The 23,200-nt window shown below is 65.2% G+C and carries 13 protein-coding genes; 1 reads left to right on the forward strand and 12 read right to left on the reverse strand.

All coding sequences use genetic code 11. The features are described from left to right. Positions 1-179: 179 nt before the first annotated feature. The 11 genes from AC1DYM_RS16625 to AC1DYM_RS16675 form a co-directional block, all read right to left on the reverse strand. Complete coding sequence (locus AC1DYM_RS16625; protein ID WP_477340185.1) at positions 180-12,245, reverse strand: filamentous haemagglutinin family protein; 12,066 nt, start codon at positions 12,243-12,245, stop codon at positions 180-182. Beyond that, positions 12,242-12,718, reverse strand: coding sequence for a hypothetical protein (locus AC1DYM_RS16630; protein ID WP_477340187.1), 477 nt, complete (start codon positions 12,716-12,718; stop codon positions 12,242-12,244). The genes AC1DYM_RS16625 and AC1DYM_RS16630 overlap by 4 nt, the downstream gene beginning before the upstream one ends. Before the next feature lie 116 nt (positions 12,719-12,834). Then, positions 12,835-13,461: a hypothetical protein gene (locus tag AC1DYM_RS16635; RefSeq protein WP_477340189.1), complete on the reverse strand. Its 627-nt coding sequence runs from the start codon at positions 13,459-13,461 to the stop codon at positions 12,835-12,837. A gap of 9 nt (positions 13,462-13,470) precedes the next feature. Then, positions 13,471-15,177: a putative porin gene (locus AC1DYM_RS16640; RefSeq protein WP_477340190.1), complete on the reverse strand. Its 1,707-nt coding sequence runs from the start codon at positions 15,175-15,177 to the stop codon at positions 13,471-13,473. 56 nt (positions 15,178-15,233) lie between these two features. Next, positions 15,234-15,914: an energy transducer TonB family protein gene (locus tag AC1DYM_RS16645; protein ID WP_477340192.1), complete on the reverse strand. Its 681-nt coding sequence runs from the start codon at positions 15,912-15,914 to the stop codon at positions 15,234-15,236. Positions 15,915-15,918: 4 nt separating this feature from the next. After that, a complete protein-coding gene (locus tag AC1DYM_RS16650; RefSeq protein ID WP_046969330.1) occupies positions 15,919-16,326 on the reverse strand; it encodes an ExbD/TolR family protein in 408 nt (135 codons plus the stop codon). A 10-nt stretch (positions 16,327-16,336) separates the two neighbouring features. Further along, positions 16,337-18,112, reverse strand: coding sequence for a DUF2341 domain-containing protein (locus AC1DYM_RS16655; RefSeq protein ID WP_477340194.1), 1,776 nt, complete (start codon positions 18,110-18,112; stop codon positions 16,337-16,339). Positions 18,113-18,148: 36 nt separating this feature from the next. Further along, positions 18,149-19,762 carry a ShlB/FhaC/HecB family hemolysin secretion/activation protein gene (locus AC1DYM_RS16660; protein ID WP_477340196.1) on the reverse strand — a complete coding sequence of 538 codons (1,614 nt, stop codon included), beginning with the start codon at positions 19,760-19,762 and terminating at the stop codon, positions 18,149-18,151. Between the two features lie 111 nt (positions 19,763-19,873). Continuing rightward, positions 19,874-20,842: a FecR family protein gene (locus tag AC1DYM_RS16665; RefSeq protein WP_477340198.1), complete on the reverse strand. Its 969-nt coding sequence runs from the start codon at positions 20,840-20,842 to the stop codon at positions 19,874-19,876. A 5-nt stretch (positions 20,843-20,847) separates the two neighbouring features. Then, positions 20,848-21,384, reverse strand: a complete 537-nt coding sequence (locus AC1DYM_RS16670) for an RNA polymerase sigma factor (protein WP_244890700.1) — start codon at positions 21,382-21,384, stop codon at positions 20,848-20,850. Between the two features lies 1 nt (position 21,385). Further along, positions 21,386-22,096, reverse strand: coding sequence for an STN domain-containing protein (locus AC1DYM_RS16675; RefSeq protein ID WP_477340201.1), 711 nt, complete (start codon positions 22,094-22,096; stop codon positions 21,386-21,388). A 187-nt stretch (positions 22,097-22,283) separates the two neighbouring features. On the opposite strand from AC1DYM_RS16675, the gene AC1DYM_RS16680 reads away from it, so the two are divergent. After that, entirely contained in the window at positions 22,284-22,652 is a 369-nt protein-coding gene (locus AC1DYM_RS16680; RefSeq protein WP_477340203.1) for a hypothetical protein, read from the forward strand. Between the two features lie 95 nt (positions 22,653-22,747). Here AC1DYM_RS16680 and AC1DYM_RS16685 read toward each other — a convergent pair. Beyond that, positions 22,748-23,200: type II secretion system protein GspD (locus AC1DYM_RS16685; RefSeq protein ID WP_477340205.1), on the reverse strand; the 453-nt coding region annotated here is incomplete at its 5' end.

Raw genomic sequence — 23,200 nt, forward strand, 5'->3', positions numbered from 1 at the left:
TTCGCCCGGTAATTGTCGTACGAATGACGTGGGGATGTCCTTCGATGTGCCATTACCGTGACAGCTTTAACGCGCTGTTGGCACTATCGAGTTAATGACAAATAACATGACAACGGAGCGATAAAAATCATGCCGACGTAACGACGTCACGCCGGCATTCTTAATTCCCCTGGAACGTATCACTGCATCAGACGCGCACGCTCCGTGGGCGTCAGTCCATCACCTGCAACGCCCGCGCGACGCACTACCTGCACGGGGCTTGCACTGTCGTAAGCCGAGCCATGCGTGCCGCTGTCGGTACTTGCGCTGGGGTCGGCGCCGATCACCTGCACGGAGATGATCGATGGCTGGCGGTCGCGCGCGTCCGACTGCTGCTGGCGTGCCACATCTTCGGCGGCCTTCGTCGCAGCCGTGGCAGCGGAGCTGGCCGCATTGAGCGCACCGACGTTCACCGATTGCACGACGGGCAGGCCCACGGAATCGCCCTTGACCTGTACGTTGTCGGCATTGGCGACGTGCGCCGCGGCGACGACGAGATTGCCGGAAACGCGTATGCCAGCGTCGCCTGCGTCCACGGTGCCTCGTGGCGCCATGAGGTAGACCGAGCCTTGGGGCGCCTCGGGGATCGTCTGCAGCGTGGCAATGCCTGCACCGCTTACCTGGCCTGCCGAATCCTGGAAGCACCAGGCGTCCACGGTGCACAGATAGCGTACCGGCGGGATCTCGCTGTTGGTTTTCGCGCCCTTGCCCGCATTGATATCGCCGTTGGAGCTCCAGATGGTGACGTCTCCACCTTGCTCGGTGAAGATGCGGCTCTGCGCGAGCAAGGTGCTGGTGTCGGTGAAGATCGACACATTGCCCTGCTGGAGGGTGAGGATGCCCTGGGTGTTCGGACCGGCGAGCAAGTTGCCTGTCACCGAATCGACGATGACGGGAGGCGCCGAGACACTACCCAACAAGGCCTCGCCGCCGGGGCCGACGATGGAAACATCACCGCCACGCTGCGTCTGGATCGTGCTGCCGCGAATGTCCAGGTCGCCTGTGTGCACGGTTTGCTGTGCGCCGTTGGTGCCGCCACCGAGTCCGTTGGCGGTGTAGCCGAGTGACGCGGGGAACAAGGTGTTCAGCGCCTCGTAACCACGCACGTACTGGTTCGCAAAGGGGCTCGACGCGTCGTTGTAATCCTTACCCACCTGCGCCAGGACACCGAACAGCGTCTGCTGCACGAAGATGGCTTTCGCCTCGTCCGGCAATGCCTGGAATCGTGCCCAGGCCTGATCCACCGTATAAGTCGGTACGTGACGATCAGCAAGCAAGCCCGTATCAACCGGCAACCCCGCGTCGTAATCTTCGACGAAGGTGACAAGGCCAGCGGAACCGTCGTCGAGGCCCGGCGGCTTTGCTGCGGAAGGATCGATGTAACGAGCAATGAAAGCCGCGCGGTCCACGCCTGGGGCGACACCGTACGACGCAACGATCGATGCGCCCTGCGTTGGGAGCGCGGCGTTGTAGATGTTGCCGACCGAATTGATGCCTGTATAAAGGCCCGCGTCAGCGGGGGCCAGTAGCGCGGCGACAGGTGCCTGCTGGCCGGAGCTCGGATACAGCTCGGTCTGCGAAGCCAGGCGCCCGAGGTTGCGGCCAGCCTCCACGGAAAGGTATCCAGGACCAGCCTGGGCGATGACCGCCATCGTATTTCCTGCGAGTCCCGTCGTGGCCCTCGTTACCACCGGCAGATCCACGACGTCCCGGCCCGCTTTGATAACTGAAATGTCAGCACCGTGAATTTGCTGACCGAGGTAGGCGAGATCGACGATATCCCGGCCTGCCTCGATATGCGACACCTTGTTGGGCATCAGGAAGACGCCGTTGGCTCCGCCACCGTCGCCGTTGACGATATCGCCGTCGAGCGCGTAGACGCGCGCCGGATCGGTGTCGTCGGCATGCCACAGGTCCGTAGCGTGATAGGCCTGTTGGCCGACCGCAAGAGGGGACATCTCGTGTAGCAGATAACCACCATGCGGCGAGCTATTACCCGGCGTCAGCCCGATCGGAGTGAGATTGAGTGGCGACACCATGGAGCTCAGCGGCGCGTCGATCATGCCCCACGCGTTTCGGTTGGCCTGCCCGAGATTGGCCACGCTGAAGGAAACATTGCCTCGTGCCAGCAAAGCGAGATCGCCATCGTCGGACGGAAAGAGCTCGCCACTGGTCAGCAGCGACAGATTGCCGTTGGCGGCCGCAAAGTTGACGGAGGCAGGCAGCATATCTCCCGCCGTATCCGGATACGGCTGGGAATTGGCTGCCAGCCCGGCCGTGAAGAGGGAGATCGGCGATGTCAGGTCGCCATACACCACGTTGCCCGAGAGCGACGTCACATCGATGCGCGAATCRGACGAATAATTCTGGCGATCGGGGTGTCCCGCCGGCACCAGGGCCGACACCGGATTGCTGTCCAGCAACGAAGGATCGAAGATGCCCCCGAGGCTCACCGATCCGTTGGCCTGCACCGACACCTGGCTGTCCTGCATGGCGATGAGTGTCGATACCGGCATGGTCGCCTGCTGGTTGGTCGGCGTCGTGTACGTCACCGAGAAATCGCTGCCGATCTGTCCGCTCGCCTGGATGCTGCCCTGCCCGTGCGCCACGAAGTAGCTGCCGCTGAGGATGTCGCCGCCGGCGCGCACATCGAGATCGCCGCCACCGAAGGTCTGCAGGCTGCGCGCACCGCTTGCGTCGGTATTGATCATCCAGGTCGTGGGGAGCGACACCGACAGCTCGCGGATATCGCCGCCCGCCTGCACGCTCACGTTGCCGCCCGCACTCATCACGCCCTGGTCGAAACCACCGAAGTTGATCGACGAGCGGGTCGCGGTGTTGTTCGTCTGCATCCACGGCCACCAGTACTGTGCCGTGCGCGTACCGGCGGTTCCCGTCAGGTCGCCCGTCGTGTCGACCGTATTCTGGATACCGTCGATGTCACCACCGGCACGCAGGCTCAGGTGTCCGGCATCGTCGGGATTGACGACGCCGGTGACGACGAGTTCCGGTGTCGCGGACTGGAAAATCGCCGTGTTCGTCGAAGGCTGAAGTAACGACACCGAGTCGTCCGCGGTCGTGCCCGGCGCCGGCGCACCCGCCGTGTACACAGCGGCGGGGGCGCGGTCATCCGTCCAGCGAATGTCGCCCGCGGCGGCGATCTCGATATCGCCCGTGCCCGTTCGCACGACGGTGGGTGCTGCCAGCACGCGATTCGTCTGTGGATCGGTGTAGTCGGTGTGGCCGCCAAGCAGGACGGACCCCAAGGCGCCCTGGCGCGTCGCGCCAGGGTCGCTGGATGCCAGATCCGCGCCCGCCGTCAGCCGATAGCTGGAGCTGTCCCCCCCCGTCAGCGTGGCGCTGAGGATCGGAAGGGTGTTGGTGGCAACCGCCCGTGGTGACGGGCTGTTGTCGACGGGCGCGGGCGTGGGAGCGATCAGGTCGAGCGTGGTCGGCGGGCCGTCCAGCGTCACAAAGTCACCCGGCATCGTCGACGTGTTCGCGAAGTCGGTCGACCGGGCTGCCGTGAGCAGATAATCCTTGTACGCGTTGAGGTAGGACGGAAACGCATTCAGCGTCTGCGGCGACGCCGGTTTCGGCGGTGCCGCCACCGACGGGTCGGTAATGAGAAAACCGATGGCGAAAGAAATAACCGTAGCCGGGCTGTTGATCGTGCTGTTGTTGGGCGGGGTCAGTTCCGCGATGCCGGTGGTCAGGTACTTCGCGTACTCGACGTACTGGCCGTAATACTGCTTCACGGCTTCGGAATCGCCGTCGGCGAACTGTGCCGGCTTGGTAAAGACGCCGTCGATCTGATCCGCGCCGCTTGCCTGGCTGACGATGAGGTCGTAGTAGGTGTTTGCTTCGGCCTGGTCGGCCTCCGGGGCATCGCCGCCGACGCCGCCTGCATTCCCCTGCTGGTAGAAACCATCCGTGATGCTCGCCCGGACGTCGAGATTGCCGTCCGCACGCAAACTGAGCGCGGGAGCCTGGTCGCCATAACGGTAGGCAAGATGAAGCGTGCCATTGGCATCCTGCGTGCCGGCGCCGAGATTCCAGTTGGTGAGCACGGTGATGTCGCCACCGTTCCAGGCCGTATTACCGTTACGCAGCTCCACGCCGGGCTGCACGGCGAGGTCAGGCACGGCTCCCTTCAAGCGGGATTCGAACGTGAACCCGGGATTCTCGATGAAGCTCATCAAGGTGCCGGCGCCCTGCCCCTCGCCGCCGTTGACGTAGCCGTAGAACGTGGCGTGTGCAAGGTTGGGATCGGCGGGTTCGAAACGATAGCGGGAAAGGTAGTCGGCCACTTGTGCGGCATTCGTCGGATCGGGCGCGGCGACGGCATTACCCGCGTCGTCCTTGAACGTACCGGCGACCAGCATCGGACGCCCCGTCACCGGGTCGGCCGCATACCATCCCGCGGCATCGACGAGGCCATCGAAGTGCTTTCCTGCATCTGCCACAGGGTCGACCGGCGTATCGCGCGTGTCCCATGACGCGTATGCCTCGACCGAGGGATCGCGGCTGTGCGACAGGTCGACGCCTGGGGCGATATCGATGGGCACGTCGCCATCGCTGAGCAACGGTGCGCGCAGGTAGAGCTTGCCGTCGGCATCGGTGCCGCTCTGCACGATACGTGCACCGCTGCCGATGCGGATGTGTCCCGCGTCCGCGCGTTGGACGTTCTCATAGCCAAAGGCGGCGTTCAGCGTCCCGTCGCTTGTCCCGCTCGTGCCAAGGGTGATGTCACCACCGTCGTGCTGCGCGGCCGAGGCGCTGGTGTCGAGCCCGCCATCGATATCGACACCACGCGCGCCGAACAGTGCGATCGTGCCGCCAAATGTACCGGATGCGTCGATATCGCCGGCGACGTCGACGGCACCGCCGTCTGCGGTGAGTTTCACCACGTGGGCGCGCAAGGTTTGTCCCGCCCCGACCGAAAGATCGCCGGCGCGGGTATGAACGGATATCGAGCCGTCTACCCCACCCGCACTCGTCAGGGCAGCCAGTCCGCCGAGATCGAAGGCGGCGGCCGCATCGACGGACAGCACGCCACCAAGGTAGCCATCGGCCGCACGCCCCATGAGCGCGCCACCCAGGGCGACGCTACCCTTTGATGCCTCGACGTCGAGGCGACCTGCACCGCCAGAGGCCGTGCCTTCACCCGGACCACTGATGTCGATCATCGAGCCTGCCGACGTGGCGACATTACCCGTATCCGCCTGCAGGGTCACCGAGCCGCCCGGCACGGCAACCGTGGTGTCGATGAACGGTAGTGCGACACCACCCACCCGAATGGCGCCCTGATCGCCGAGGCGCACGTCACCTTGCGTCGCACGCAGCGAGACTTCTCCACCCGGCGCCACGATGGCGGTGTCGAGATCGATGCTGCCGCCCTCGAGACCGATCGTGCCACTCATGTTGCTGCCCGGCGCCGGCGCCTGGCCGTTGCTGGTCAAGTGCATCGCGCCCGACGTTTGCACTTGGTTGTCTGCGCCGAGCGATGCTACGAGACCCGGCGTGGCGATATCGACAGAGGCTGCACCCAGGTCGACCGTACCCACGCCCGACGCATAGACGGCGCCGGCAACCTTCGCGGTGAATTGCCCGAGGCCACTGAATACCGCGTCTCCCGAACCGAGGTGCAGATCGTTCACGGCGACATGCAGCTGCCCATCGCCCACATCCGATGTCGGCGACTGCACGCCCGTGTCGTTTTCAATGGTGAGCGAACCAGCGGCGAGCGAAGCCGTTCCGCCATCGCTATGAATCGTGGGCGCGCTCAGCGTGAGGGCATTCGATACGGCAAGTGACGCGTCGCCGATGAGGTCGATCGCCTGGCGCCCGCGCAACGTCGTTTCGTCACTGTGGGCGAACTGCGCGAGGATACGCGGCCCGATGAGCAGGCTGCCTGCCTGGTCCTGCACCGTCGGATCGGTGTTCGTCAGGCCGATATGGCCGGCCGTTACGTCGATCGCGCGCGCACTCAGCGTCGCGTCATAGGCGAGCGACGTCAGTCCCGTGGCATCCATGCTGATGGTGTTCGCGGCGTCGATCACGGCCCCTGCACCGATGGCGAGGTTGCCGCCCGGGGCGCCGGCCGGGCCATCCAGGCCCGTGATATTCGTACGCACGATGGGCGACGCACCGAGCCCGGAGACACGCAACAGAGCACCGTCGCCACTGACGGCCGGCGTCGTATCACTGGCCTTCTGACCGATAAGCAACGCTGGCGAGGCGGCATCGTCGGTGGATGTCGCGCGCAGGACGCTACCGTCGTCGAGGGCCACGCCACCCTGGCCGTTGGCGACGAGAATGATCTCGCTGCCTTGCAGCGGGTGCGCCGCATCGTTCGAAAGCAGCACATTGTTCGCGAGCACGTCGACGCTGTCGCCCGCATCGGTGCTCTCGCGCTTTCCGCCGATGAGCAAGCTGCCCGCGCCCAATGTCGACAACTCGTCCGCCGAGACGTGCAGATAACCGTCACGCGCAATTCCTCCAGCGCCCAGGATCTGTATCGCGTCGCCGGCGATATCGACCTGGGATCCGCGACCTCCCTTCGCCGGAGCGGCATCCAGGGTGGCGCCGAGGTTCAACGCCGCAGTGGCCGCGATGCTCAACCGGCCGGCATCCGCGCCCAGTCGAGGGACGACGTTGCCGTTTGCATTGGCTTTATCGGTGAAGAACGTCGACGCGGAGGTGAGTGAGTACTCGGAGTACTGGCCCCAGGTGTCGGCCGATTGCACGGAGAACGAACTGGTCCGCGCATCCCTTGCGCCGGTCAGCGTGTCGGTAAAATAGCCCGACACGATGTGGCTGCCATCGGGCGCTGTCATCGCCGCACCCGGTACGGGATCCTTCACGCCGGTGTCCTGTACGACGCGATAGGCGCCCKGCAGCGTCGCGTAGCGGGCGGGAAGCAGCGTGTAAACGCCATCCGGCAGTCCTGGCACGCCGGAGAGGTAAACCGCCTGGCCGACGCCGGGTGCGGCACCCTGACCCATCTCGAGAGCGATGTCGTGAGCGGAAAGCGGCGACTGGGCGCCGGGGATGATCGCGTAGATCGGGCGGTCGTCCGCGTACTGGGACTTCTGCACACCGGCCTGCGAATTGGTGTAATCGGTGTAGGTCTGGGCGAGCACATCGCGCGAGCCACCCGTGCCGGGTACCCATTCCACCGCCTGGAGGTCACCGCCACCCGAGATATCGACGTTCGCGCCGGCATCCAGCGACACAGTGGCACCGGCGATCGACACCGATTTCTCCGGCGGGCGATCCACCAACAGCTGGGCCGTGCCGGCATTCTCGTAGTGCCAGTCCTTGCCGTCCTGGGTCGTACCGTAAGGAACGACCGCGTTGTCGAGCGAAACGGAGGTGACGCTTCCGGATGCCAGGTGCACGTCGCGCGTGGAGACCATGGGAAGCGAGGCATCCAGTCCGAGCGCCRTCTTCGTATCCGAAGGACGGTCGGTACCGAGAACGATCGAGCCGGACGGTACCCAGAGCGTGCCGTCCTGCTCGATGTGATCGGCGGTTACGACGAGCGTTCYACCGGCGCTCAACGGTGTCGAATCGTCGCTGCTGGCGGCACGGTGAAAGCTGACCGTCGTTTCGGACGTTGGATTGGCCGCGTCGATCAGGAACGCATAGTGCGTCATCGGGTACAGCCGGCTGCCCGTGAACTCGAGGTTGCCAGTGCTGTACAGCCATCCCGTCTGCGTGCTGCCGACATCACCCGTGGGCAGGGTGAAGCGTATGTCGCCGGTGGAGTCGAACGATGCCTGGCTGAAGCCGGCAAGATTCACACGGCCACCCAGATCGATGAAATCGGCATCGATCTGAAGCGTGCTGCTGCCCGACGCCGTCGGCGTCGGAACCGCAGCGGCATACTGTGAGCCCATGAGGGAAACGTAGGGCGCCTGCAGCTCGACATGACCCTCGATCCCGCCTGTCGCGTCGCCTGGCGTTCGTGCATCGGTGGCCATCGCCGAAACGCCGGTGGTCTGGATCTGGATGCTGCGGCCCAGATGCAGGGAAACGTCGCCCGCGAACGCCACCGAAAGCGGCTGCAGCTGCGTGGGGTCGGTACCGTTGATCGATGTGCCTATATAGAGGTCTTCGACACCCGAGCCATCGAGACGATCGAGCGCAAAGCGCAGATCGCCGCCGTCGAGTTTGTCCAGCCGGGTGGACGAGAAGGGATCGCTCCCCTCCGGTACGCGCCACCCGTCCTGCGTCAGGACAAGGAGGCCCTGGCCGAGAAGGCTATCGTCCCCGTTTCCCGACGTATCCGAAATGGATACCTGGCCGCCACGCGCCAGGGCTCCACCACCGTGGGCGTCAAGGCTGCCGTCGAAATACAATCCCGTGTTCGAGCGGATGTCGAGTGTTCCGCCGTCACTCCACACGGGCGTCGCCAGATAGGACACACCGGCGATCCCGCCGCGACGGCCCRCCGTCGGCAGGTCATAGGTATCGCTCGCCCCCGACAGCAGGATGCGAGATCCTTGCTCTGCGACGACGTCGTGGTCTGAATACAGTTGAATGGAGCCGCCGGGAAGCACGACACCTGACGCACGAGGCACGTCCGCTGCCCCGTCACGGGGCAACACGCCGGCTGCGGGGTCCCTCAGGGAAATGCCGCTGGCGTCCAGCACGCTGTCCGCGCCCAACCAGACGCTTCGATTGACGGCGGTCTGCTTGAGCGGCTGGATCAGGAGATCGTGCAACGCGATCGTGCCTCCCCGCGCGACGAGGGCACCATCCACGACGACGCTGCCAGGCGTGCTCAGAGCGATCGTGTCGCCTGCATCGACATCGATGCGCGCACCCTCACCCACCACCGCACTGCCGGTAACGCCGGGCAGTTCATCGCCTTGCCAGCCGCGATATATGCCCGCCTGAATCGTCAGACCATCGCCCGCCTYTCGTTGCGTGTAACGAACGTAGGGATCCAGCACCCCCGACGTGGCCAGATCACCCTGCCCATTCGTCCCTAGCAGGTTGGTGCGACTCGCCGTGCCCAGCAGTGTCGTGCGATCGGCCACCATTGCCCGCGCCTGCACGGTGACTTGCGCCCCGGGCATCACCGAAGCATCGGTGTCCGCGATGAGGTTGTAACGGGAGAAACCGAGCGAGGAGAACATCGCGGGGTCGAGATAAAGCAGTGATACGTCCGGCGTCGGTGACGCCTCGCCGCCTATCTGGATCTGCGGCGCGTGGAGGGTCAACGTTCCACCACCGGAAAATCCCTCGGCGATGATGGTGGCGCCGAGGTCGATCGCGCCGCCAAGCAGGTCGGACGGCTGCCGGCCGGTAACGTAATTGAGTATGGGTCCATCGACATGGGTCTGGATCGCCACGTCGCCACCGCGGCCATCCGGCACGTCGCCGTTTATCGACAGCGACGCATCGGTGCCGACATAGCCACCGCCGGAGACATCGATCACCGCGCCCTTCGCCAGGACGATATCCGCGGTCGTATCGGCGAAGCCCGCCACGCCGCTCGTCAGGCCGGTCAGCGTGACGCTGCCGCCATTGATCCAGCGACTCCCCTGCAATTCGTCGGCCGTGCGTCCCGCGTCGTTCACCCAAAGCCCACTGGCGTCGAGTCGGGACGAATCGCCCATGATGACCGACGAGGTAACGGCGTTCTCGAAGTCGCTCTGCGCATTGCGGGCGGAAAGATCGATAGCACCGCCGTGAGCCGTGATCGTGCCCTCGACGTCGACGTTGGTCGCCGTGATGTCCACCTCTCCACCGTCGGCGACGTGCAGGTCGGCACCGTCCTTTACCAACACGGTGCCGGCTGTGCTGATACGTACCTTGCGCAACCCCGCGTTGTCGATCATGGCGGTGGAGAGGCTATGCCACCACAGCGGGTTATTCGGGTTCGTGGGGTCGCCCTTTGGCGTGGGCCAGGGGTCGTCGGCGGTGAAATCGGGCGCGTAGGTCTCCAGGGGAATATGGTCGGGCTGGATCACGAAATTGACCCCAAGGCCCGCGGGGATCCTGTTTGATGCGTCGTAGTACGCAATGTCGACGACATTGATGTCGAGCGTGCCACCTAGCGGCTCGTTGCCACTACGAACCTGTTCACGGCCCGCGTACGCGTGTGCACTGACGTCGCCATCCAGGATGACATCGTCGACCAGCGTGATATTGCCGCTCTGACCGAACGACAAGGTGCCGGCGTAGCCGCCACTGATGAACCCTGGATCCCAGCGACCCATGTTCGCCAGCAAGGGGCTGGTATAGGTCTCGGTCACGCCCCAACGGGCATGGTCCTGGCTGAAGACGCCGGCAAAACCGGTGTAGTCAACGTTCGGATCGGCCGAGGCGATGTCGTAGACCAGACCATTCGCCGCCTGCAGGCGCGGCGTGGTGATGTATCCGGGGAGGTAGTTGAGGAAACCGCCCTCGAGCCGCAATTGCGCGCCCGTACGAACGATTCCGCCGAGCTGGAAAGCGATGTTGCCCGAGTTGATCATCAACTGGTCGACGGTACGCGGCATGTTGTTCACATAGCCAGCGGCGTTGAGCACAGGACTGCCGACCCAGTCGAGACCGTCGCTACGCGTGCCCGACCGGGTACTGTCGATCGCGACGTTCTTGGCCGAGAACAGGAAGCTGTCGCGCAGCAAGGGCGAGTTGGCCAGCTCGTTCAGGCCGATCCGGGGGATGATGACCAGGAGCGCGGACATCGGAAGGGTCACGTTGGCCAGACCGGAAACATCGATCGTCGCGCCGCTATCGACATAGGCCTCACGGTGGAAGGTGACGTTGCCAGCCGGCACCTCGACCAGCGCACCGGGATTCAACACCGCCTTCATGTTGAAGTCGACCTTGCTCGTCACGAACGCCGCGTCGGCGTCGGCTGTCGAGGTGGTCGTCTGTCCGTCCTTCTCCGGAAGAACCGTCGTGACCGAGCCCTGCCCAAGGGTCACCACCGTCGATACGTTCTGTGCATTGCCCAGATCGAACGTGATGCTGCCAGGGTGGCTCAGGCTCGTCGACGATACAAGCACGCCATCCTGATGCAGGTCTTCGCCGATCCACTGGATCTGACCTTGCCTGGCCTGGACCAGACCCGTGTTCACGATGGATCCCACAAAGCCGGGGGTAGCCGTGAACGGCACCACGTTCAGGCCAGCCCCAGGCTTGTTCGTCGCGGACGTGAGATCTCGAACAGCAGCAAGGATCACCTGCCCGTTATCGGCGACGACCTCGCCCGCCTGGGTGATCGACGGAGCCGCTATCAAGGCAAAGCCATCCTTCGATGCGGTAATCGATGCGCCCTGCTCGACCGTGAGCGCACCTCGTTGCGCGTTCGGCCGGCCTGCGTCGCCGCTGTCCGTAAGGATCGGGACCGGGTTGTTGCCATTGCCGAGGATGTTGTCCGTATCGGTCGCGCTACCAATACCGTACTTCAGGAAGAATGCGTTGCTCCTGGTCACATCGCCAGAGAACATGTCCAGCGAACTGGCGATCAACGAACGCGTATTGACCTGCGCTCCTCCGCCGAAAATCATGCCATTGCGATTGAGCAGGTAAACCGTGCCCTCCGCCTTGATCTGCCCCAGGATCGTGCTCGGATTCCCGGAAGGATCGTTGATCCGATTCAGAGCGATCCACTGATTCCCGCCGTCCGTCTGCGTGCCACCCGTCTGGTCGAAATGCACCGTCGTATGACGACCGACGTTGAACGACTCCCAGGTCAGGATCGCCTTGGACGCGTTCTGCTTGATCTCGACCGTGGTCTGACCGTTGGCGACCGACTGCGTCGGCGCATTGGCGTTCTGCCACAAGGTCGGGTCGCTGAGCACGTTGCGGTCGACCTTCAACCCGCCCGCTGCGATACCGTCCGGCACGTTCGACGCCAGCTGCTGCGCTGCCTTCTGCGCGCTGCTCTGCGCGGCCATCTGCGCCGCGACGGCCTGTGCGGCGGCGTCGAGATTGGCGATGGACTGCTGCACCCGCTGCTGCAACATCACGTTGCCGGGCGTGAACACGTTCCCGCCGTTGTTGCCTGCGCCGTTACCGGTCGTGGGCGTGGTCGGCTGCGGCGCACCCGCCTGCTTGGCCGCCAGCCAGGCCTGGCTGAAGGGCGGCGGCGTCGCGGCGTGGGCCGCGCCACCGAACAGCGCCATGGCGATGAACTGGCACAGAGCGTTACGGCGGAAAATCGGGCGCGGCTTGTTCATGAGAAATCACCAGTCATCGATGCCACTTCATCATTGAGTTCAGGTAATGCGGCGAGCTCCCTGAGCTCGTCGTCGCACAGTTCGCGCAGTACCGCGCGGATCGCCAGGCGGCGTCCGTCGTGGAGCCATGCGTTGAGCACGCTGGCGATCGCGCGGATCGTCGGCAGCGTCGTTTCTTCCTGTCCCGCCTTACGGTGTTTCAGCCGGTCGTCGACCGCGTAGCGCACGCGGCCGCCGAGAAAGGCTGACGATTCGCCGAGCAACTGCTCGAGCGTTTCGCGTGAGCAACGGTCCAGCAGTGCCTCGGCCAGCTTGTTCTGCCGCGCCGCATACAGCTGGCGCAGCATCTCGGCCAGCGCGTGCAGGCAGCTCATGCGGCCCACCCGTGCGTCCACTTCGGCGCGCGCACGCGATGCGCGCGGCCGCGGAGCGCGGTATTCGGGCAAGCTGGTCGAATCATGGTCGGGATACATGCACTGCCTCGCTGACCTGATGCATAAAAAAGAGACGTCCCTGTCCGTTGCGATGTCCTAAGCATTCCTTTGCGCCCCACCGCCGGGCTGACGGGTCCTGGTTCATTGCGTCGCGTTCATTTCGTGGCGGAAACCTGGCCGGCACGGGGATCGAAGCGCTGGTCGTAAAGCTTGTCGCCGAACGACTGCGCTGCGTTTTCGAGTTTCACCCGCGACTTCGCCGCGAACGGCTGGCGCGAGCTGACGATGTCCGTCGTGTCGATGTTTTCGTAGGCCGTGATCACCTCCTGCCCTACCCGGTACATCTGCACGTTGCGCGCGGTGCAGGCATCCACCTGGGCGTGCGACACGTCGAGCTCCTTGGCCAGGCGTGAACGCTCGGCCTCTGCCGTACGCAAAGCCACACCAGCGGACTCCGCGGCGGACTTGCCACGCTGCAGGCTGGCCTCGGCGGTCTCACGGCGCTGGCGTTCGGCCGCCAGCTCCCGCGTGACCTCGGGCGACACCGCCGACGACGCCTTGGCCGACGAACGAGCGGTCTCGGCTTCCTGCTTCGCCGCGTCGCGTTCTTTCTCCAGCGCCGCCTTCTCGGCAGCCCAGGTGGACTGCTGCGCCTGCAACTCCTGCAACTGCGTACGTGTCTCGCGCAGCTGGTCGCGCATGCGGCTTTCCAGGCTGGCGGTTTGTGCCTGCGCCAGCGGGAAGACGGCGAGCAGGATCAGCGCGATGAGGGTGCGTTTCATATCGCCTCCTTAGAACCGGGCATTCATTTCAAGCTGGAACACGTCGATCGAGAGCGGCGGGCCGAACACTTCCCTGGCGTTGAAGTAGCGCAGGCTGAGCCACGAGTACTTCGAGATGCCGTAGCTGCCGCCGAGGATGAAGCCCTTGGCATTGGTGCCACCGAGGTGGAAGTCGGTGTCGGTCAGGCCATCGAGCGTGGCGTCGGGCTGCAGGTACTTGTAGGCCAGGCTCACGTTCCAGTCGCCGGCCGCATGCGGGTTCACGTCGCCGAGCGTGGCGCGGAGCATCCAGCCCACCGGGCCGCTCTTGTAGGTCGACTCAGCGATATCGCCGACGCCGAAGTTGTTGACCAGACGATTCAGGCCGACGTCGGGGCGGAACGCATCCGCGCGGTGGTAAGCCATGTTGCGGATGTAGTCGGCTTCGATGCGCAGCGGCGTATCGGCCACCTTGGTATCGAACTGGGCGTTGGCATCGCCGACGTGATAGTCGTAGACCAGGCCGACGAACTGCGGCTGCGCGTAGTTGGTCGGCGAGTTCGGGTCCGGCACGATGTCGCGGATCAGGAACAGCGAGTTGCCCTTCTGCATGAAGGCCGAACGGCTGGTGTCCGTATCGCAGGCGGTCACGCCCAGGTAGATCGAGCACGGCGACGAAAGCTGGCCCTGCATGTGATCGAAGCGGTAGTACGCCAGGGCAGCCTTGAGCTGGGTGTCTTCGTTGAACTTCCACGTGGCACCGAGCTGCGCGCCGGTCATCCACTTGTCGCGGCTGGCCTGCTTGACGCCCTGCTGCGACGGGAAGTCGTYGGCCTGGTATTCGATCGGGAACATGCCGATGTTGGCGAAGGTGCTGAGCTGGTCGGTCATCGGCACGTTGAACTTGCCGACGATGCCGTCGAAGTTCAGGTCGTTCGAGTAGACCAGGTCCGTGCTCATGAACGGGTTCGGCATGCGACCGCCGATGACCTGCGCCCAATCGGTCGGCTTCCAGGCCAGCCAGGCCTGGTCGAGCCAGACGTCCTTCTTGGCGAAGCCGCCGCCGAGGGTCTGGGTGGTCGAGACCGGGTTGTTGTCGTTGCCGGTGCCGATGCGGATGCCGGCGGTGACGCCCTCACCCAGGTCGACGTTCACGCCGAGACGCGCACGGATACGCAGCGAGTTCGTGCGGTTCTCCAGCGTGTTGAGCAGCGGCGGCGGGTTGTTGCCGTTGAGGTCGTAGGGACCGGTCCTGTTGAGCTGAGCGAAGTCCACGACGGGCGAAGCATTGCCCTTGTCGTAGTAATGGAATTCGTCGCGCACGCGCATGTCGCCGGTCCAGCTGATCCGGTCGAGCCATTCGGGCAGCTTGCCCGGCTCGGCCCAATGCTCGGTCCTGGCCTGGGCGACCACTTCCTGGCGCAGTTCGTCCTTGATCTGGTTGCGCACCACTTCGGGCACATAGGTGACGCGCACCTGGCCCGGCGTGGTGGGCGCCGCATTGGCGGTGCCGGCGAGCTTCTGCGCCTGCGCGGCCTCGGCGTTGGCCTGGGCGATGAGGCCATCGGCGTCCGACTGGGTGAGCACGCCGCGCTTCACGAGCAGGCGCACGAGGTTGATCGTGGCGTTGTCCGACGCGGCACTCTGCGCCTGGGCAGCGCCCGCGCAGAGCGACAGCCCGATAGCGAGGGCCAGCACGGCTCGCGCGGGTCGATGGCGGGCCTTTCCGATGGTCATGCGAACTCTCCGGGGTTCCAAAGCGTGTGTTTCAAAGGGGATTGGCGTGGTGGGCGTCATACGGGGCGCTTCCCGCGGATGGCCACGCGCACGGGGAAGTGCAGCGCGGCGGGCGGCGTCACGTCGATGCGAGGCATCGCACGCAGGGCGTCCAGCAAGGCTTCGTCGGTCTTCGCGTTGCCGGTGCCACCGACCAGTTCGGCGCGGGCGAGCTTGCCGTCGGCATCCAGCCACACGTCGGCGCGCACATCGAAGGCCAGGCGGTTGACCCGGTCGTCGCGCTGCACCGCCTGCTGGATCGCATAACCGAGGTACTGGCTGTAGCTGCCGGTGCCCGTGCCGTTGCCGCCACCGGAACCGACCATGCCGCCGCCGTCGCCAGCGCCGATGTTGAAGTTGTCGCTGCCGGCCTGGGCATCGCCGTTGATCGTGACGTTCTTGGCCACGTCGTTACTCGGCTTCGGCGCGTCGGTCGGCTTCTGCGGGATGTCCTGCGGCTTCTCGATCGGCTTGATGTCTTCCTCGACCTTCTTCGGCTCCGGCGGCTTTTCCTTCGGCGGCGGAGGCGGCGGAGGCAAGGGGGTGATGGTGGCGATGCGCGGTGCCTCGCGACGCACGCCGACGCTGCTGCCGGCGAAGTGCCAGATCAACACACCGAGCAAGACGAGCACGGCGACACCGACCGCCGGCCCGAGCCAGCGTTTAGGTTTCCCGCGACGGGATGTGGGCAAGGTCACGCGCTCATCCCTTCGGCGACTTGCCGGTGACCAGGCCGACCTGCGGCAGGTCCACACGACGCAGCAGATCCAGGATGTCCATGACCTTCTGGTACTGGACCGTCGAATCGCCCTTCACCACCACCGGGAAATCCGGATTGAGCGCCTTCAGCGAGCGAAGACGCTCCTCCAGTTCGCCGATCGTCACCGGATAGGCATCGAGGAAGATCTGCCCGGATTCGGAGATCGTGATCGCCTTGGTCTGCGGCTTGGCCATGCTCACCGCCGCGCTGGCCTTGGGCAGGTTCACCTTGATGCCCTGCACCGACGCGGTGGTCATGATGATGAAGATCACCAGCAACACGTACGCCAGGTCGAGCATCGGCGTGATGTTGATGTCGTCGTACGGTTTCTCTTCGTCTTGCGCGCGCATGATCCGTTCCTCAGGCCGCGACGGCCGACGGGTGGGTGGCGCGCTGCTGTTCCGCCAGGCGAGTCACGAACTCGTCGACGAACACCTGCATGTTCGCGGTGACGTTCTTGTTGCGGATCAGCAGGTAGTTGTAGCCAAACAGCGCCGGGATCGCGACGAACAGACCGGCGACCGTGGCGAGCAGCGCCGCGGCGATACCCGGCGCGATCGCGTTGACGTTCACGTCGCCCGCCGCGGCGATCGCGGCGAAGGTGATCATCACGCCGACCACGGTGCCGAGCAGGCCGAGGAAGGGGCCACCGGAGATGGCGATGGTCAGCAGCACCATCGACTTGGACAGGCGCTGGTTCTCGCGCACCAGCACCGAATCCATGGTGGCGCGAATCGCTTCGATGGACTCCGCCGCAATATGGTCATGTCCGTCGGCATCGCGGCGATTCCACACTTCGCCGGCGCCCACCTTGTACAAGCGATACAGCGAGGCGTCTTCCAGGCGCGAGGCCGTCGGATCGCGCGACAGTGCCAGGATGTTGCGACCCTGCTGGCGGAACGCGTCGAGGAAGTCCTCGTTAGCGTTCGTCACGCGGTTGACGTACGCGGCGCGCTGCCACATCACCACCCAGGACAACGCGGCCATGACCAGCAGGATGCCGATGATGACCCAGGCATCCGCGGTAACCGATTTGACGATGATGCCGAAGTAGCCGAAGCCCACGCCCGACTGCTTTTCGTCGGCGCCGTAGTTGAGCAGCTTGGATTCCGCACCCTGCGTCTGCGCATCCACCGCGATCAGCGTGGCCGGACGGGCGATGCGCGACAGGCGCACTTCGTCCATCAGGCCGGTAAAGGGAACGAAGGTCTCGGTCTGGCCGGCGATATCGCCACCGAGCGTGGCCTGGCTCGTCATCGCCGGCAGTTTCGCGGCGAGCTTGGCGTAGGGCTTGCCATCGACATAGAGCGCGATGTCGTCGCCGGCGGCGGTGACCGCCAGGTGTGTCCAGGCACCGGCCTTGATCGGCTCGCCGGCCGTGCTGGTGGCGTCGCCTGTCTGCACGAAGGGCACGCCGTGATCGAGGCCGATCAGCAGCTTCTGCTCACCCTGGCGGCGGGCGTAGACCAGTGCGCGGCCATCGGCCACGGCATCGAGCTTGATCCAGGTGCTGAAGGTGAAAGTGCCGCCTTCGGCGACATTCATCGACACGCTGCCCGGCAGGGTGACGATCTTGGAGCCATCGAAGTGCGCGGACTTGCCGATGACGCCGTCGACGCCGGCGATATCGCTGCCGACGGCGTTGTTGCCATAGGCAGTGGCATCGTGCGGCGGCGTGCCGGCGGGCTCTTCGAAGTGGTACACCGCGGCGTAGTCGGCGTCGAACACGGCGCCGGTCTTCTCGGCACCCTGCGCCTTGGCGTTGCCGTAATACATCCAGATCTGCTGCTGCGCATCCGCGGCAACCTGCGGCACGTCGACCCAGATCAGCGCCACGCCGAGCACCGGATCGAAGCTCTCGATCTGGAAGTTAAGCGGTGTCTTGTCATCGGCAGCGACGAAGCGAACGTCCGCACCCGATTCCGAGACGCCGTCGAATGTGAAATTACCCGAGTGCAGGCGAACCAGCAGCGGCGTGCGACCGACCGCCGTCGTAACGTTGCCGCCCTTGGCGGTCGTGTCGATGGTGATGGCCTTGCGGAAGGAGAAGTCCTGGTTCCACCACGAGGTGTCGGCATGAGCCGCCGGCACCCAGCCGAGGATCAGCAAGCAGGTCAGTAACAAGATTCGAGTCACGGTGATACCCCTGGAGTCTATGGTCCGACCTGCCGGTCAGAGATCCGCTTTGAGTGAGAAATGGATGCGAGTGTCGTGCGCCCGCGTGGCCTGCCCGTTGTTGAACGGATAGGCCACTTCGAACGCACCGGTGGCGATGTTGAAAATCTGGAAACGGGTACCGACGCCGACGCTGGAAAGGTCGTAGCTGGTGACGCGCGTGCTGCCGGCGTCCGGATTGGCCGCGTCGATCAGCTGGGGCAAGGCGTTCATCAGCGCCAGATGCGCGGCATCGGCGAAGACGTGAAAGCGCCAGTCGTTGACCCAGCCACCGATGTGCTGCGCAATCGACGGCGTGCGGAACTCCAGCGAACCGATGACGCCGTGGTCGGCGGTCTCCTCGGCTTCGAGGTAGCCGCGAACCGTGCTGTCGCCGCCGGCCGCGTACTGTTCGCTGGAGACCAGCGACGAGGTCGACAGCTGCAGGCCGAGGCGACCCGCCAGGCTGAAGCCGTCCTCGAACAGCATGGTGTGGCCGCCGTCGAACTTCACGTAGAAGAAGTTCTGCTTGGCTTTGTAGCGCTGGTTGTCGAACGCCGCCGAGTCGCTGCCGCCGGCGCGGAAGCCGAAGGTGCCGCTCACGCCGATACTGCTGGAGGAGCGTTCGCCGACCGACTGACCCTGGTAGCTCGCCACCACCGGGATATAGGTGATCGGTGCCTTCGAGGTCTGTTCGCCCAGGCTGATGTTCTGGTCGAAATGCTTGCGCGTCACGCCCAGCGACAGCGACTGCGAGTACTCGCCATGCGTCGGCAGCGTGCGCACGAAGGTGAAGCCGAAAGCGTTGCCTTTACCCAGCACCGTGGTGCCGCCAACGGCATTGGCATTGCTGTTGGACTTGTACGCGGAGGTAAGCACGCTCCAGTCGCTGCTCAGCGGAACCAGGTAGGAACCGGCCCAGACTTCCGCCGCATTGCGATCCTGCGGCGCGACGATATACGTCAAAGACGCCGACTGCCCCTTCTGGAACAGGTTGTCGTCGCGCACGCTGGCCACGGTGCGCAGCTCGGGTGTGTTGACGCTATGGTCGTTGTTGACCTCGAGGCTGGCGTGCAGCGGCGAACTGTCGGTGACCTTGAGCGTCACGTCCATCGTCTGCGGCAGCTTGCCCGGCGCCAGCACCGGAACGACTTGCGCACCACCACGCTTGTTCACGTCGGTGAGCTGCTGCTGGGCATCGGTGAAGTTCGGCACGTCGCCTTCGCGCAGCGCCGGCACGGCATCGCGGATGTCCTTGGGCGAGCGGTAGGTCGCGCCTTCCACGCGCACGCGGCCCACGGTGTTCTCCGTGACCTGAAAGCGGACTACCCCGCCCTTGACCTGCTGCGGCGGCAGGTCGACCACGACGGACTGGTAACCGTGCGCCTGGTAGAGCTTCTGCAACGCGTCCCGCGCGGCGCTCACGTCGTTCATCGACTTGCCGGGGCCGAGGAACGGATACACGGCCGTCTCGATATCCAGCGCTTGCAGTGTCGTGTTGCCATCGACGACGTACTCGTTGACGTCGAACGCGGTCGGCGCGTCCTGCGCCGCGGCGGCACCTGTCAGCGATAGCGAGATCGCCAGCGCCAGCGCGCGTGCGCCTCGCACCCATACTGCTCGTGTAGCCACGCGAACCTTCCCCTGATGTTCCATCTGCCCTAAGGACGCGTGGGCAGTGGCGGCACTGAACCGTTGTCACGAAAAATTCATGAGGCCGACGGTGCCGGCCCCGGGCGACAGTCAGCTCAACAACACCCAGCCACCAGGAAGGTGGGTAGCGTGCGCGCCATAGGCGTCTTCGATCAGCGTGGCCACGTCGGCCATCTGGTCCAGGGTGAAACGCGCATGCACGCGCCGCTCGCCGAGGGCGCGATCAGTAATGACGATGCGACCGGGGCGATAGCGATTGATGTCGGTGACGACGTCGGCCAAGGGCTGGTTGTCGTAGATCAGGACGCGATGCCTCCATGCGAGCGCGGTATCGGGGTTCACGGCCATCGCGGCGCCGAGGCCATCGGCGTCGAAGGCCAGCTGCTGGGATGGCTTGACCAGGGTCTTCGTCGCGGCGCGTGCCAGCACGGCCTGCCCTTCGAGGCAGGTGACCGAGGACACGCCGTCCACGCAACGCACGGCGAACAGCGCGCCCGGGCTGGAAAGTACGCGAGCGTCGTCCAGTTCGACGACAAAGGGCGTGGTGTGGCTCGGATCGATGCGGACGACGGCTTCGCCCGAACGCAGGCGGAAGCCGGTGATCGCGTTGCCCGAGGAACGCACGCCGATATCCGTGGCGGTATTCATTTCCAGCGCGACGCCCTGCGTCACGTCGACATGCCGTTGCTCGCCGACGGCCGTGCGCAGCGTGGCACCGGTGCCACGCTGGCCGCCCATGTCAAAGCCGTAGCGGGCGACGGCGACGGCAGCGACGGACGCCGTGATGGCCGACCCGAGGAAGGCACGGCGACTCATTCTTACCGCGTGCCGTGGCGCCGGGCGGCCGCCGCGCGGCATCGCGTCCTGGCGCCGGGCGATGGCCGGGCCGAGGTCCTGCCACATCTGCCGCGTGCGCGCGAAGGCTTCGGCGTGCTGTTCGCTGGCAAGGCACCAGCGACGAAACGCTTCGCCGTCCTCGCGAGTGGCCGTGCCCGAGGTCAGATGCACGAGCCACGCCTGGGCCTGGCGCTCGCTCTCCTTGGTTCTGGTCGTGTCCATACCGCTCAAGACGGATCTCCCGCCCCGGGACCGAACCGCTGTACCGATTTCCTGCCTACTTTTGTGGCACAGGTCTCAAGAGCCTTCTTCAGTTCCTTGCCGACCATGCGCACGGAGATGCCGTGACGCGCCGCGATTTCCACCTGCGGCAGTTCGTCGATACGTGCCGCGATGAGGATCTCGCGCTGGCGACGAGTGAGCATGTCCAGGGCCAGGCCCAGCGCCGCGATGTCCTGCTGCGACGAAAGCACGGTGGGTGGATCGAGATGATCGTCGGCACCCTGGATCAGGTCGTCGACTTCCTCGCCCGTGAGCAGCCGGCCGGAGGAACGATGATGATCCGCGGCCATGTTGAGGGCCATGCGGAACAGATATCCGGTCGGGTGCGTGGCGCGTTCGGCATCGGGATCGAGCCGCTCGACGCGCAGGTAGGTCTCCTGCAACACGTCATCGACGAGATCGTCCGAACGCAGACGGCGACGCAGTCGACGACGGAAGTCTTCGTAGTTGGCGAGGAACAGCCCGAGCATCGTGGTGTCCACGTCAGCTCTCCCACTCGCGCGAACCGGCACAGCGAGAGGCGCCGGAAGCCGACGGCGTTAGCAGAACTGTCACAGGGCTGAAACGGGACGTCGACGCTGGCAAGCGCACGCCGCGTAGCGTCGACACGACGCGTGCGTCTCGCTGCGGGTCATCCGACGGTGCGAGCGCCGCCACGCGTCCGATGACCCCCGCCGCGTCGATCCACACCTGCATGGCCAGGCGAAAGCTGCCCGGACGCGTCGCTGCGTGTGCGCAGAGCGCGGCCTCGATGGCCACCTGGATCACCGCGGCACCGTGCTCGTCGAGCGCAGGAACCTCATCGTGCGGGGCGACGCCGGACGCAGCCGGCACGTCGGCATCGGTCGTCGGATCAGCGGTGACGGTGAACGCGCTCATCGAGGCGAAATGAGCGCTGAGGCCCGTTCCCACGAGCAAAACACGTAGTGCATCACGTGCGTCGGCGACGCCATGGATACCCGGCGACGAGCGTCCCGCGACGAGGGAATCGTCGAACAGCACGGCAATGCCCGTCGCTTCGCTATAACCGCGAAGCGCGGTAGCGAGCGGCTGTGCGTCGATGTCGAAGCGCGTTGGCGCATGCGTTTCTTCCGACCCCTGTGAGGCGTCCGCCGGGGTCCGCGCCTGCGCCGCGAGGAGCGGCGATGCGAGCAGGATCGAGCACGCGACCAGCGCGAAAACGCAGCGTGTCACGGTCATTCCTTCGCGCATGGGCGTACGGGACGGGGACTTGTCTCGTGGGAAGGCTAGGCGCGGCAAATGACACAACCGCGCTGTTTCCATGACAAAGTTAGTGACAACGCCATGACAACGGCCTCGCCACTTACGCAGGGCGCGCCGCGCGTGCTATTCAGCGCAACGACGACTCAGGGAATGATGTATGCGTATTCGGCAGATGGTGTTCGTACTGACCATGGCGGCAACGTCTGGTGCCTCGGCGCAGGAGACAAAAAGCGTCGTCACCCTACCCGGCGTGCGCGCATCGGCGACGCCGGGCTGCGTCGAGCACGGCAGCAACGACGGCACGAGCCTGTCTTACGCCTGCCTCAACCAGCTGGTCGCCAGCAGCGCGACCCCGGTACCCCTGCCCAGGGACGCGGACATCACCACGCGCCCCACCAACACCTTAGGCCTCTACAACGCCAATAGCCTCAGCCACCGCATGGGCCCGAACCTAGGCATCTCCGTCCAGCCCTACCGCCCCAAAGTCACCTACCCCACCCCGCTAGCGGCACCCCCCGCTCGGTAGGAGCCGATTCATCGGCGATCCCCGCGGCAGCGGGCCAGGCTACGGCGAGCACTCCATCGCCGATGAATCGGCTCCTACAAAAGCACAAGGCAATACTACGGGTGCAGCGGCACCGTCACCGTCGGCTCAGCCGCACGCGGCTTGGCCGGACTCTCCCGATACGGCTGCAGCGATTCGAACTTGCGCTGGTACTCGTCGGTGATCTGCTTCGCGTCTTCGCCGTTGGTGATGACGCGCGGCGTGATCAGCACAATCAGCTCGGTACGATTCCGGCTGCGCGTGGTCGAACCAAACAAGCGACCGAAAATCGGGATCCGGTTCAACCCCGGAATACCCGTATCCGTGACGCCCTCGTCCTGCTTGATCAAACCGCCGAGCAACACCGTCTGCCCGCTCTGCACCGCCACCTGGGTGGCGACTTCGCGCTGCTGGATCGGGAAGTTGCCGGTCGTGATGTCCTTCTGGCCCGGCGCGCTCACCACCTGGTTGATGTTGAGGTAAACCAGGCCACCCGGATTCACGCGCGGACGCACGTTGAGGATCACGCC

This window comes from Luteibacter sp. P1_D3 (assembly GCF_056406135.1).

Coding starts and splice junctions, on each gene's coding strand:
- AC1DYM_RS16630 (WP_477340187.1), bottom strand. CDS start 12,718: ATGTATCCCGACCATGATTCGACCAGCTTGCCCGAATACCGCGCTCCG.
- AC1DYM_RS16635 (WP_477340189.1), bottom strand. CDS start 13,461: ATGAAACGCACCCTCATCGCGCTGATCCTGCTCGCCGTCTTCCCGCTG.
- AC1DYM_RS16650 (WP_046969330.1), bottom strand. CDS start 16,326: ATGCGCGCGCAAGACGAAGAGAAACCGTACGACGACATCAACATCACG.
- AC1DYM_RS16665 (WP_477340198.1), bottom strand. CDS start 20,842: ATGGACACGACCAGAACCAAGGAGAGCGAGCGCCAGGCCCAGGCGTGG.
- AC1DYM_RS16680 (WP_477340203.1), top strand. CDS start 22,284: ATGCGTATTCGGCAGATGGTGTTCGTACTGACCATGGCGGCAACGTCT.